The organism is Streptomyces sp. NPDC054956, assembly GCF_053609185.1.
This window is the reverse complement of sequence record NZ_JBSGXB010000050.1, coordinates 19,075-32,954: the sequence shown is the minus strand read 5'-3', so window position 1 is coordinate 32,954 and position 13,880 is coordinate 19,075. Positions and strand designations below refer to the sequence as shown.

General features: G+C 69.1%; 6 protein-coding genes. 4 read left to right on the top strand and 2 right to left on the bottom strand.

Annotated elements, in window-relative coordinates:
* Positions 1–803 precede the first annotated feature (803 nt).
* A complete protein-coding gene (locus ACWGDE_RS11940; RefSeq protein ID WP_453388840.1) occupies positions 804–5,120 on the top strand; it encodes a ricin-type beta-trefoil lectin domain protein in 4,317 nt (1,438 codons plus the stop codon).
* 55 nt (positions 5,121–5,175) lie between these two features.
* On the opposite strand, the gene ACWGDE_RS11935 is transcribed toward ACWGDE_RS11940, so the two are convergent.
* Positions 5,176–6,483 carry a tyrosine-type recombinase/integrase gene (locus tag ACWGDE_RS11935; RefSeq protein WP_453388839.1) on the bottom strand — a complete coding sequence of 436 codons (1,308 nt, stop codon included), beginning with the start codon at positions 6,481–6,483 and terminating at the stop codon, positions 5,176–5,178.
* Positions 6,484–6,870: 387 nt separating this feature from the next.
* Here ACWGDE_RS11935 and ACWGDE_RS11930 point away from each other — a divergent pair, with 387 nt between their 5' ends.
* Both ACWGDE_RS11930 and ACWGDE_RS11925 read left to right on the top strand, forming a co-directional pair.
* Positions 6,871–8,448: a hypothetical protein gene (locus tag ACWGDE_RS11930; protein ID WP_453388838.1), complete on the top strand. Its 1,578-nt coding sequence runs from the start codon at positions 6,871–6,873 to the stop codon at positions 8,446–8,448.
* A gap of 155 nt (positions 8,449–8,603) precedes the next feature.
* A complete protein-coding gene (locus ACWGDE_RS11925) occupies positions 8,604–9,203 on the top strand; it encodes a hypothetical protein (RefSeq protein WP_453388837.1) in 600 nt (199 codons plus the stop codon).
* A 399-nt stretch (positions 9,204–9,602) separates the two neighbouring features.
* Here the strand turns inward: ACWGDE_RS11925 and ACWGDE_RS11920 are convergent, their stop codons facing one another.
* Positions 9,603–13,526, bottom strand: coding sequence for a ricin-type beta-trefoil lectin domain protein (locus tag ACWGDE_RS11920; RefSeq protein ID WP_453388836.1), 3,924 nt, complete (start codon positions 13,524–13,526; stop codon positions 9,603–9,605).
* 28 nt (positions 13,527–13,554) lie between these two features.
* On the opposite strand from ACWGDE_RS11920, the gene ACWGDE_RS11915 reads away from it, so the two are divergent.
* The gene (locus ACWGDE_RS11915) at positions 13,555–13,707 is read left to right on the top strand and encodes a hypothetical protein (RefSeq protein WP_453388835.1); all 153 of its coding nucleotides are present in this window, start codon (positions 13,555–13,557) and stop codon (positions 13,705–13,707) included.
* The last annotated feature ends 173 nt before the right edge of the window (positions 13,708–13,880 follow it).

Genomic DNA, 13,880 nt, shown 5'->3' with positions numbered 1-13,880 from the left:
CACCCTGAGAGGGGATGGCTCCTCCGCGCGGCGCGACCAGGCAGGATGAGGACCTTTCGTGGAACCCGCTAACATGCCACAGCTGCGCCTGCCGAGAAGGCCGTCGTATCGCCTACGGAGCCATGGCTCGCTAATGCCCAGGATGCACGAGCCAAGAGTGTTCGTGGGATGGACCCGGTGCCCCTCTCTACGCGGCACGGAGGGTGCCCATCCGCTACAGACACCCACTGTGACCTGCTGTGTCGGAGGAAGCCGCCCCAGGGATCTTCGCCGTCCCGGCGCCCGCCCTCAGCTTCGGTCATGAGGGTCAAGAGTCTCGCTGGGCTCCCTTCATGGTTGCGACTCTTCTCCACCAGGAGGGTCAACTCTATTTTGCTTAGGTGGAGTTCACTGGCGGGGCGGGCTTGTGATTGAGCGACGGTCTTTGCCGCGCTCAATCCGCCTGCGGTCAGGCGGCGTGGAGTGGCGTCATTGGCCGCATTAGTCTCCTCGGACCGGACGCCGCAATCCAGTTTCGGCCAAATAGAGTAGAGATTTCGAGGTGCGTGTTCAAGATCACCTCGCGATTTCTGCCGCTACTTCCGACATAAAGGAAGGATGCCGCAGTAAACCTGTTGCCGGGCAGCCGTGTTCCTGTCAGAGTGCCCCGGATCTCTGCTCGTGATTGTGTAGGGACGCAGATGTAATGGGGGGAATGCGCAAGCATGTCCAATGTGTCAAGACCCGGCCCGCGAGCCCTGCTGAAGAGGCAGATCACGGACCTGGTGCCGAACAAGTCAATCCGACCGATATCAGCCACGGCGGTGCTGGCTCTCTCGACGGCGATGTTGCTGTCCGCGCCGTACGCCGCGCAGGCGGCCACACCGCAGCCTTCCGGGATCCCCAGCCCTGCCGCGCCCCAGAGCGTGAGCAGCCCGCCCACCGCACCCGCACCTTCCGGCCCTGCCGAGAAGGCGCGGGCGGAAGCGGTAAAGACCGGCAAGGACGTGCCGGTGCCGGAGCTCACCACCGAGTTCGAGACAACGGTGGTGACGCCTGAGGGCAAGTTGCGCACCGAGCGGAGCCTGCTGCCCGCACGCACGAAGAACAAGCAGGGGCAGTGGCTTGCCCTGGACGACACGTTGACCGCGGGGGCGGACGGCACGGTCGTACCCAAGGCGTCGAGTTCCGCACTGGTCATCTCCGGCGGCGGTACGGGTCCGCTGGCCACCATGACCACCGAAGACGGCAAGCAGCTGTCGGTGTCCTCGCCCTTCCCGGGCGCCCTGCCCAAGCCAGTGCTCTCCGGAAACGGCGCGCTCTTCCAGAACGTGGCCCCTGACACCGACCTCCAGGTGACCGCCACCAAGTGGGGCGGCTACACCACCGTCGTGATCCTCCGCAGCCCCGCCGCGGCCGCCAACCCGGCCGCGCGCTCCCTGGTCTTCCCGACCACGGCGAAGGGGCTCACCCTCGCGCAGGGGCAGGATGGCAGCCTCACTGCGGCCGCCGGCCAGGAGACCGCTTTCCGGGCTCCCGCTCCACTGATGTGGTCCGCCAAGGAGCCCCGTCAGGCGGCTGCCCGCGGCTCCAAGTTCGCGGCCCTCGATGCTGGCGTGGAGCCGGCAGCGGGCTCCGGCGTCGGCCCCGCTTTGAGCAACGCCCAAGGGCCGAGTGCCACCGCCACCGTCGCGAAGATCCCGGTCACGCGCGCCGAGGTCAGCGGCCCGGCCACGGGTGCCACCGGCGCCATCGCGCTCGCCCCGAGTCCCGGTCTACTCGACGGCGAGAACACCAGCTATCCGATCTACGTAGACCCCTCGTGGTCACCGGAGGCCCGCGGCAAGCAGCACCACGCCTGGGTCGGCAGTGCCCCGACATGGTCCGGTACAGGGAACTTCGACCGCACCGGCTCCGCCGACCGCGACCACCCTGGCGTCGGCTACCAGGGCTGGGAGACCGAGAAGGGCATCGAGCGCGCACTGTACGAGTTCGCCATCAACGGGTTCTCCGGCGCGGTCATCAACTCCGCCACCCTGCGCGTGAGCCAATACATCTCCTCCGACTGGTCGTGCACGAACAAGTACTCCGTGGACGTCTACCGGGCGCGGGAGTTCGACGGCTCGGTGTCCTGGAACAACCACGAGATCCGTGAGTGGATAGGCGCACAGGACGTGCCGGGCAACGGCACCAACTCCAACTGCTATGCCGACATCCCGGTCGACTTCAACGTCACCAACGCGATGCGTGATGCGATCCGCGACACCAGCAAACCCCTCGCCTTCGCCCTGCGCGGGCCCGAGGGCACCGGGGACAAGATCGCCTTCAAGCGGTTCTCGTACGACGCGACGCTGAGCGCGCAGTACGACTTCCCGCCCCGCGTGCCGGAGAACCCGCACACCGTGCCGGCCCCGCGCCGCGTGGTCGCCGGCGACATGCAGGCCTGCGCCAACGAGACCGCCGCCCAGTACGGGTGGATCACGACGAGCAACCCCACCCTCGCCTCCACCGTGAGCAGCCCTAACCAGGGCCAGCTCACCGAGTGGGTGAACGTGTGGGACGAGACCGCTTCCGTTACCGCGCACCAGGGGTGGTCGGGCTTCGTGGGAACAGGCAGCGAGGCACGCTACGAAACGCCCAACGGCACGCTGAAGGACGGCCACGCATACGCCTGGGCCACCCACGGCGACGACGGCCTGCTCCGCGGCCCCAGCAGCGCTACCTGCCACTTCGCAGCGGACCTCACCCCGCCCGTCATGCAGCTCGGACAGAGCACCTACACGGACACCGATCTGGCCACCATGTTCCCGCCGGCAGGCAACGGGCAGATCACCAAGCTCGGCCTCGGAGACACGGGCAGCATTCCCGTCACAGCCTCCGACCCGAACCCCTCGGGCCTGCGCACCTCCGGCCTGGCCTGCGTCGAGTTCGGCTTCGACCCCCAGCTCGTCGGCGCCACCCGGCAGTGCGGCAGCCCGCTCAACATCACCGGCATCAGCGTCAAGCCCACCCACTGGGGCACCAACATCCTCTACGCGCGGGCCCTCGACGAGGCCGGCAACACCTCACAGACCCTCTCGTACTCCTTCTACGTCCCGTGGAAGCCGGGCCCCGTCGCCTTCGGTGACACCAGCGGCGACGCACGGCCCGACATCGTGCTCCCCGACAACGCGGGCAACCTGATCGCCCACGGTCGGGCCAGCGACGGCACCGCCGCCAGCATGATCCCCAGCGGTACGACTGCCAGCGCCCTGCAGGGGCCGGAGGTCGGCCGGACCTGGAAGGACTACCGGGTATCCCACCGCGGCTCCCGCGACCCGGGCCGCAACGTGGACGACCTCTTCGTCCACCGCGAGCCGACAACCATCGGAGGACAGGGCGGTTTCGACCTCTTCGCCTACGACAACAACCTCGGCAACCCGGGCTCCTTCGACCTGAGCACGAAGGAGAAGGTCGCGAAGCCCAAGTGCGACTTGAAGTACAGCCCTTCCTGCGATGGCTACAACAGCACCGTCGCCACCTGGCAGTACTCCAGCCAGATCACGATGACCGGCTCGGCCAAGACCACTCGCACACCCGGCCGTGAGATCACCGAGGCCACCGGAGTGCTTGCGGTGGAAGCGGGCAAACTCTGGTTCTACCCGGTGAAGGCCAGCCAGACCCTGGCCGCGCCCACTCTGGTGGACGGCAACACCACCTGGGGCGACAAGGACCTTATGGTCCCGGGCAACGCGCTGCGCATCGGCGATGCGGGTGACAGTGCGCCCGCGCTCTGGGTGAGAGACCGGGCCACAGGCGACATCTTCCAGTACCAGATGCAGACATCTGTACGTGGCGGCGACGGGCTCCTCGCGGTGACCGGCCTGGCTCAGCAGCCCACCGCGAGGATCGGCGGGGGCTTCACGGGCGCCACCTACGCGCGAGTCGGCTCGGACGGCGACGTTACCGACGACGGTGTACCGGACCTCTGGACGCAGGACACGGCTACCGGAGTGCTGTACGTCTGGCCCGGCGTGGCGAGCGACCCCGTCGCGGGCATCCGCACGGTGACGGGCTTCACTGACCGCCACGCCCGCGCCAGTGGCCTGACCCCGACGATCGAATGGCGCCTCGACGGCGATTCAAAGGCCATTCCGGCCGTGAACTCCGCGGGCACCGCCAACACCACCTCCGAATCGAGCGTCACCTATCCGACGGTAGAGGTGAATGGCAAGGTCCGCCCGGTCGGCGCCTTCGATGACGTGGCCAAGTCAGTGGTGACCGGCCCGATCAACGTCGTCGACACACGGCAGTCGTTCACGATCAGCACCTGGGCCAAGTTGGACAAGCCCGATGGCGTGATCGTCAGCCAGGACGGCGCACGCACCAGCACCTTCATGGTGTGGGCGGACGCGGGGCAGTGGCGCTTCTCTATCGCCCGCGGCGACAGCGACACCTCCTCCTACGACCGCAACGACACCACCACCCCGGCGAACGCCTTCAAGCAGGGCATCTGGACGCAGCTCACCGCCACGTACAACTCCACCACGGGCGCGATGAGCCTCTACGTCAACGGCACACTGGCCTCCAGCGGCTACCACCCGGCGAACACCAGCCCGGCGCCCAACGGCCAGCTCGTCCTCGGGCGTAACAAGAAGCAGGGCCAGCCCGCTTCATGGCTCAAGGGAAGCGTCGCCAACCTGTCCATCCACCAGGGCTACACCCCTTCGGTGGCCGCATCCAAGATCTCGATCCGTTTCGCCGCGTCCCCGGACATCTGCATGGACGCGCCGAACAACAACTCCAGCGACGGCCAGCTCCCTGAGCTGTGGGGATGCAACACCTCCCCCGCCCAGCAGTTCGACATCAACGCCAACGGCACGATGACGATCAACGGCCAGTGCGTCGGGGCCAACGGCAACCAGACGGGGGCCAATACGCCTATCGTCTTCTCGGGTTGCCGAGGTGAGGGAGGCCAGCAGTGGCTCCCCCGCGCCGACGGCAGCCTCTACAACCCGCAGTCCAACAGTTGTCTGGACGTCCCCTGGGGTCGTCAGAACTGGGGCACGACCTTCGTGCTGTGGACCTGCAGTGGCACAGGGGTCTCCCAGCGCTGGAGCATCCCCACGGTGACCACGGCGAGCCTGCCGTACTCCCCGTAACCCCACACCACCAACCCGTATAGAGCGCTCGGCCGAGAACCACTGGCCGAGCGCTCTATACGTTCGTAGGCGTGGTCGTCGGGTGGGCGGCTGGGGCTGTTCCAGCGGAGGGCGAGACTTCAGCGCCTGCGGGTTTCTCCCTGTCCCCTTCCGCGGCGTGGCGGCGCGCGGCTCGCACCTGGTGCCACGGGTTCTGGGCGCGGGACTGGGCGCGGTCGAGGTATTCGCGTTTGATCGTTGTGGAGCCCGGCTTCCAGCGGCCTTGGTGGGTCGGGTCGCCGCCGGCGTCGGCGATGTCCTGGGCTCCCCCGCGGCGCAGGCCGTGTGAGGTGACCAGGTGCCAGCCGGGGAGTCCGGCCAGGTAGGCGCGGTGGCGGACCCAGTCGTTGAGGGCGTCGCCGGTGACGTGGTCGCCGCGGTTGGTGGCCGCGGCGCGGTTCTGGAGGCGGCCCTTGGAGGTGAGGGCGCGCATCAGCGGGCCCTCGTGCACTCCCATGCGGTGCAGGGAGGTCAGCCAGTCCCGTACGGCCGAGACCGGGTCGTAGCGCGGGTCCGCGGGGTCGGCCGGAATGAACGTGCTCTCCCCTTTCCCTTCTTGGTCGGTCTTCGAGTACGCGATCCACAGGTCGACCCCGCCGTCCTCGACCTCCACGTCCTCGATGTCCAGGTCGGCCAGCTCGATGCGGCGGTTCAGCGCCCCGCGGCCCACCAGGAGCGCGCACCGGTCGCGCAGCCCGGCGGGCGTGCGCGGATCGCAGGTGTCGACCATGGCGCGCAGCATCGGCTCGGTGATCGGCGGCGCCTTGCGGACGCGGTTGCGCTTGCCCCATTCCTTGCGGTATTCGGCCAGCATTCCGCGGGCTTCGGTCGTCCCCGGCCGCCGGTCCTCCGGCATCCACATCCGCACGCCGGACATGTACGTGCGGATGGTGTTCGGCGCCATCTCACGGGCGATGAGGCCGGCGACCCATTCCGCGTACGTGGCCGTCGTACAGGGCCGCGCCACCCGGCCCATCGCCTCGCACCACTCGGCGAAGTTCCTGCGCTGGCTCGTGTAGTTGCGGTTGGTGTTGGCGGGCGCAGCCTTCTCGCGCAGGCGCTGCGCCGTGCTCGCCGACACCTCGAAGTCCGCACGGGTGTACGCCGGCGCGTCCGCCTCCGTGGGGACGGCCTCCCCCGGATAGAGGATGGTGTGCCGGTCGAGGAGGGGGCGGGGAGATCGCCGGGGGCCGGCCGCGACCGGCAGGAGAAGATCGGCTTCCTCCACGATCTCGGCCTCGACGACCTCCGTGTCGACGACCTCCGCCTCCACGACCTCCGTCTCCGGATCGCCTTCGGCCGCCGGCTCCTGATCCCCGCTCATATGCCCCTCCCCTGACGATCGTTTCTGGGCAACCACCCTTGTATAAGGGAATTTATACGAGGGTGGTCAGGTGCGCTCCTCGGAAGCGGGTACGGAGTGGGGTACGGAGCGGGGTGTGCCGAGGCGTGGGCGGTCCTCGAAACGTGCGCCGTCGCGTTCACCCCCAGAGGCCAGGCGGAAGGTGCAACCGGATCCTGCCCCAGGCAGATGTGACGGATTGACGGTTTCCCATTTGCAGGCGATAGTTGCGCGATCGGGAAGGGGCCCGGTCGCGCAAGCGAGGGTGGGGACGGAACGGCCATGCACGACAAAAGTGAAAACAAGCAGCTTGAAGGGGTGGATGGCGGCGCACTTCCGGCAAGTGGCACGGTGTCGAAAGGTGTCGTAGTGCTCGCCGATACCGACCATCACATCACAAGTGCGAATGCCAATGGGCTCGCTGCTGTCGCATCGGACGCGCAGACGGAGGAAGCCCTCGAGCGCTCCCGGGCCGCAAGCCGCGCGCTGCTCACCGCGCGCCGGTGGGACGAGGCCCGCCAAGCGGCCCGTACGGCGCTGGACGCGTACGGGCCGGACGCCGAGCTGTCGCTGGTCCTCGCTCTCGGGCACGAGGGCGAGGACGACGACGAGGAGGACGACCGCGCCGAACAGGTCTACCAGGACGCCCTCGAGCGGTTCCCGGACCACCTGGGCCTGCTCACGGGGTACGCGGAGCTCTGCCTGCGCACCGACTTCCAGGATCGCCCGGCCCGCAACACCAGGGGCCCCGCCCTGGCCGCGCGGGTGGCCGAGCTGGCCCCCGACTCGCCCGAGGCCCAGCGTGTGGCCCGGGCGCGGAACGTGCCGTGGTGGCCGACCCGTACCGACAGGCCGCCGAGCACCACCCGTACCCAGCTGTACGACCTGCGCCAGGCGCTGGCCGGACGCGATGTGCGTGCCGCGGAGCAGCAGGCCGGGGCGAATGCCGGGGAACGGCCGGACGACGTGCGCCGGGCGATGCTCGCCGAGGCCCTCAGGGAACTGGCCCGGCCCGGGCGGGTGCTTCTCGTGCCGCTCGTGCGCCGCCCGGCCGAGACGGCGTTCGTACGAGCCGTCCTGCTCTCCGCGTTCCTCGTCGCCGTGGCGGTGCTGGAACTCCCGCAATGGCTGTGGTGGGTGGGGCTGGTGGTGCACGGAGCGCCGCGCGTCTGGCTGGGCAGGGTGCTGCGCCGCGCCCGGAGCCGGAGCGGTCCCTCGGCCGCGTACCCCGCCCCGAATGAGTCCCCGGAGCAGCCCTCGCAGCAATCCCTGCAGGATTCGGCGCAGCAGAACCCGCAGGGTTCCCCGCTGCCCGACCTGCCGCCCGTACCGCCCGCCACGCGCCGCGAGCTGGGGCTCAGCCTGGCGGCCGTCGCGGTGGTGCTCGGCAGTCTGGCCGGTGTCGGCGTGTGGGCGTACGAGGTGCGTACCGCGTATCCGCGGTACGAGGTCGTCGCCCCGGAGACGTTCCAGGGCATGAGCCTGCTGTCGGACTCCCTGCTCGACCAGTCGCTGGAGGTGTTCGCCCCCACGGTCCCGGAGGGCTACAAGTCCTTCACCCTGGCGTACGGCAACTTCGCGACCAACGACGTCCGGATCAGCGTCTACGGGATGACAGGCGACATGCATGAAATGTCCCGCGAGCTGGTGGCCTCCTTCGTGGATTCCTCGCGAGCCGGCGCCGAAAGCGTGGGCTCGACGATGAACAGGTCCTGGACGCCAGCGCCGGCACCGACCGGCGGAGTCTGGCTGGAGTGCATGGACCTCACCGCCCCTGCACCCGCCGGCGGCGGCCGCTACACCCTGTGCACCTGGGGCGACAAGGGAAGTTTTGGCATCGTGTCTGTCGTCGGCCCGGAGCTGATGCCCCGGGCTGACTCCCTGACCCGCGAGCTGCGCGCCGCGCTGATCCACTCGGCGGACGACGCGGAAGAACACCGAGGCTGAGTCGGTGCGCCGCGCCCCGGCCGGGTCGGACGTCGGTGGACTCCCCCACCAGTCCACCGACGGGCAGGGCGCGCTCGGTGAGCCGGCTGCTGAGGGCGGGCAGCCGAGGGCCGGCCGGGCGGAGCGCGCCGCCCGGTGTCGGACATCATGTACCGGTGAACCCTCGTGACCTCGACCTCGTCATCGCCGCCGTGCACGCCGTCGGACCGTGCCCGCCGGGCGAGGAGGCCGAGTGGGCCGACCGGGTCCGCGAACGCGCCGTCGGGCTCTACGTACTCGGCGACACGGTCGGCCAGGACATCGCCCGGCTGGATGCCGCCAAGCAGTTCACCGCCACGCTGCTGGACGTACGGGTCGAGGCCTCCAGCACGCGCGGGGTACTGGTCCTGCGCAACACCTCCGGCGAGCTGGAACAGCCCATCCGGACAGACCGCGGCGACTCCGAGGCCGGCCGGGCGATGATCGAGCGCGCCCGTGCGCTGATCGGCCATCGGGTCCGCGTGTACCGGCTCAACGAGCGGATGGCGTCGAACCACAAGCTCGAGGTACGCATCGTCGTGCACCTCGCCGACTTCGGCCCGGACACCGACCCGGTCCCGGAGAACAGCGCGAAGCAGAACGTCCTCGCAGCCGCCGAAGGCGATACGGCCCTGGCCCAGCACGCCTGGTCACAGGCGGGACTCCCCGAATCGGGCGCGGTCTCCGTACGCCAACTGGCCGACGCCCTGGCCCGCCTCCCCCAGTCCGAGGCGTAGCCGAAGCCCCCGCCTCCGCACCGTAAAACCGTCCGGTTCGTCGCAGACATCGCCACCCTTATCGGCCAGCGCACCGTGCATCGCGGCTCGTACAGCAAGAGGCGCGACGGCGGCTCGCAGTCGTGGGGCGAGCAGCGCGAGCAGGTCCTGGAAGCCTGTGACATCCGCGCCATGCCCAAGAGGGCCTGTTTCTGTCCACCGGCATGAGGATCGCCCAGATCCAGCTCCGTCTGTGGCATGAGGAAGAGAGCCTCGCCCACATCCGCCCGCAGAAGAAGGACGAGGAAGCCGTGATCACCACAGCGCACGGTCGCCGGCCCAGAACGTGCTTCCGGCAGGCCGATGGCCCGTCTCTTCCGGGGGTTCCGGGGGAGGCGGGCCATCGGTGAGTGGGCTGGGTTAGCCGGCGGCTCCGAGGGGGGTGGTGAGGCCGGTGGCGGTCCAGCGTTGGTTGTTGGCGCCGTGGCAGTCGTGGATTTCGAGGCGGGTGCCGTTGTTGGTGCGGCTGGCGGGCAGGTCGAGGCAGCGGCCGGCTGCCGGGTTGTAGAAGCCGGCGTTGGCGGTGGGGAGCCACCTCTGGTTGGGGACGCCGTTGGGGTCGCAGTCCCACAGGACGACGGGGGTGCCGCTGACCCTGCCGCTGTTGTAGAGGTCCAGGCACTTGCCGACGATGCGCAGTTCGCCGTTCTCGCGGATGTCGAAGAGCTGGGAGTCTCCGGGGTTGGGGCTGCAGTCCCAGATGTGAATGTTGTTGTTGTTGGTGTTGCTGCCGAAGGGGTCGTCGGCGCACTTGGCGTCGGTGACTCCGGAGACGATCTGGGTGTGGGTCGCGGAGGGGACGGTGGAGTGGTCGTAGACGGTGACGTTGCTGACCCGTCCGGCGAAGTACTTGCCCGGGGTGCCCGTCTGCTTGCCGCGGCCGATGATGAAGGGGCCGGTGGCGTTCCACACGTTGCCAGGGGCGTGGTAGCCGCTGGCGGCGTAGGTGCCGTTGACGTAGAGGGCGATCAGGCCGGTCGTGGCGTCGTAGGTGCCGGTGAGCTGGGTCCACACGCCGGGCTGGGCCTTGGCCGCCTCGTTACGGGTGAGGGTCTCGTCGTAGGCGTTGGTGTCGTCGTCCTTGCGGGACATTGCGAAGCGCCAGTAGCCGTCGGCGTCGTAGGAGAGGGCGAAGCCGCTGGTGCGCTGTCCGTCCTGGCTGAGGACGACGCCCGGGGTGCCGGGGATGGTGGTCTTGGCCCAGGCGGAGACGGTGAAGCTCTTGCTCGTGTCCACGGCCGGGCCGGCGGCGGTGACCGTGCCGGTGGTGCCGTTCAGATCGACGACCTTGGATACCGAGCCCGCGACGGTGTCGTCGACGCGGGTGGCGCCGGTGGCGCTGAGGGCGGCGTTGTTGCGGGCGCGGAGGTCGGCGGCGGTGCCGGTGTCCTCGTTCAGCTTCCAGTGCGCGGTGGAGATGCGGGCGTCGCCCATCGTCTGGGCGGCGGTGAAGCCGGTGACCTTGCCGCTGGTGGCGACACCGTTCCAGGTCCGCAGGCGGTGCTGGCCGTCGAGGGCCCACAGGTCGGGGACACCGTCGGCGCTGGTGTCACCGGAGGAACCGATCACAGGGAAGGTGCTGGCGGGGAGCCCAGAGCTGATCTTGGTGCGCTTGGTGTGGTCGCCGAGGGCGGCCGGGTTCCCGGCTTCGTTGGCGTACTGGTAGACGTCACCGGTGGTGTTGTCGCGGGCCCACAGGTCTTCCAGGCCGTCGCCCGTGGCGTCGCCGGGTGCGATGAGGGTGAGGTTGTCCCAGCCGGAGGGGCTGAGGACGAGGACGAGCGGCTTTTCCAGTGCGCCGGTGGGCCCCTTGCCCTGGAAGAGCAGAAGGCGGCTGCCGTTGCTGTCGCTCTCCACAGTAAGCAGGTCGTTGAGCGGGGGGACGTCGGCTATCGGTTTAGCGTCACCCATGGCGAGGATCTGCTTGACGCCTGACCAGTTCGACGCGTAATTGTCGCTGGTGCAGAGGGCGCCAGTGGCTGCCACGGTGCAGGTGGAGGGAGCCGGGCGGGTGACGACCCCTGACTTGGCCTTGGTGAAGTAGAGCCCGCCATTAGCGGCGAGACCGCCCTGGTTGGGGCTGAGGGAGTTGCGGTACACCTTCATCTGACCGTCCCGCCAAACCCACAGGTCGTCGATGGTGATGCCGTTGCCGCCGCGGTGGGTGGTCAGCGTGCCGTTACCCCAGCCCAGGCCGCTGGGGCTGTTGGCCTTGGTTGAGGCGAGAACCCCGCCGGCCGCCGGGTCATTCGCAGTGGGGTAGACGATGAGGTCGCCGTTGTCCGCCGGTGCGATGAAATCGACGCGTTCGTCGCCGGTGATGTCGCCGAGCGTGGTCTTGGCGTTGGGGTTGTCGGGGACGTAGAAGGTGTAGGTCTGCTGCTGGGAGCGGTTGCCGGCCCGGTCCACGGCCTGGACGCGCAGGACGTTGGTGCCCCAGGTCGCGGGCGTCAACGGGATCGAGGCACTGCCGTCCGCCACGGCGTCGATACGGTTGGCGCCGCCGACGGGGATGGCCGAGTTGAAGGCCCACTCGTAGTACTGGACACCGCTCAGGGTGTCGGTCGACGCGACCTTGAAGGTGCCGCTCTGGCCAGTGTACTTCGTGGAGCCAGGCAGGGTCCCGGACGGCGGGTACTCGGCGGAGGTGACGACCGGGACGGACGGCGGCTGGGTGTCCAGGGCGAAGCGGCAGCCCTGAACCCAGGCGGAGCCCAGTTCGCCGTCGAGGGTCTGGACCTGCCACTGGTAGGTGTTGCCGTCGGCGAGGCCAGTGGGATACGCGGAGACCTTGTGCCTGTCGCTCGCCTCTCCGATGAAGCCGCTGTCGTACGCCGCCCCGCTGCCATTGGTGTTGTAGACCATGAAACGGGCACTGGTGGCCTGGTTGTCGGGGTCGCTGGTCCAGGCGCTGAGGCTCATACCGGCGTAGGCCGTGGCACCGACCCAGCCGCAGCCGTTGCTGCCGTTCGGGTTCTTCGGTGCGGGAGAGATTTCGAGGTCCTGCGGGTCCTGCGGAGGCCGGTTGTACTCCACGTAGATGTAGGGCAGGCTCGTGCGGCTGAACCGCTTGAGGGCGTTGTTGCAGTCGTTCTTGCCCTCGTTGGAGGCGAACAGCGCGTACGTAACGCTGCCACGCCACATGTTCGCGGCGAGGTGGTCGCGTACGTCCCACTCGCCGAGCGTGCTCGAGCCGGAACAGCCCCGGCCGCCCGCACTGTTCAGAGAGGACGTGCGCAGGACCTCCCAGTCCCGGGGCTGGTTGTTCCAGCTGATGTTCGACGGAAGCGGCTCGGTGGAGTGCAGGTCCACGTTGTAGGTGTTCCCGCAGGTATTGTCGGCGGCGTACGACTGAGTCGCGGAGAACGCCGCCTTCTTGATGATCTTGTCGTTCAGGTCGCCGGTGTCGAGCTGAACGTAGTACCGCTCCAGACCCTTGGGGGAGCTCCAGCGCTGATAGCCGACACCGGGATCCCATCCGCTTCCGTCGTAGTGGACTACATCCCGGAATTCCAGGGCCTCCTGGACCCATCCCCAGTGCTGGGTGACTTTCCTGACGGGCACCCAGGCCGGGTCGATGAACACCGGATAGGCCGTGGCCGGGTCGGTCAGGAAAGCCCGGTCGGGAGCCAGGGCGATGCTGTCCTTGCCGAGGTCTGCCTGCAGCCGCTTGCTCTTGGCGAAGCTGCCCGGGCCGTCACTGTCCGACCTGGACTTGCCCCCGCCCGCGTCGGTCGCACCGGACGGAGCGTCCACCGCGCCGACGACCGACTGAGAGAACGCAGCGGTACTGGAGGCCTTGGCCAGCGGCGCCTTCACGGCGGCGGTGGAATCCCACATGGTCGGGGTCGGAGCCCGGAAGACCGTACGGCCCGAGGCGTCAGCGGCCTTCAGGTTGCCGTGCTCGTCGGCGGAAACGGCGACGCCCTGGCCCTTGAGACCCATCGTCAGCTTGGCGAGCTTCGGATTCTTGGCAGCCTCGGCGGACTTGACGACCAGGATCTGCGAGATCCCGCCGCCCACGTCAGCCGTGACCTTCAGGTCGGTACCCGGAACCACCTCGCGGTAGACGGCGCTGGCCCCCTCCAGCACCGGCGCGGGAAGCGGCTCCGGCCAGCCCAGCACCAGCTGCTTGCCGTCCTGGTCCAAAGTGGCCAGCGGCGCGGTACCTCCGCCGGACAGGATCAGGCCGCTCGACGAGGCCTTCGGACGCAGCGTCCCGTCGGGCGCCTTGACGAGCGTGGCGTCCAGATCGACCCAGCCCCCGTCACGCTTCGTACGCACCGGCGCCACGCTCCGGGTCAGACCCAGCGTGCCGTTCGCATTGGCCACGACCGTGTCCGTCTCGGTCGTCGCGGCCGCCACGGGTACGGGCTTCCCGGTCCGCTTCGCCTCCGCCAGCGCGGCGTTCTCCGCCCGCTCCCGCTCCGGCGTCGGCCGGTCCAGCGGCGTCTGCGCGCTCTGAGCACTTGGTGTGCCGGCTGCCGTTGCAGCCGAGGCGCCCGGTGCGGCACCGACGGCTGTCACGGACAGGGCCAGCGCGACCAACCCTGTCAATGCGACTGGCCGATTGGCCGGTCGCTTTCTTCTCTGCATGCCCCCCACGGCAAAACTCCCCAATACGATTGTGTCTCCAAC

Coding starts and splice junctions, on each gene's coding strand:
- ACWGDE_RS11935 (WP_453388839.1), bottom strand. CDS start 6,483: ATGAGCGGGGATCAGGAGCCGGCGGCCGAAGGCGATCCGGAGACGGAG.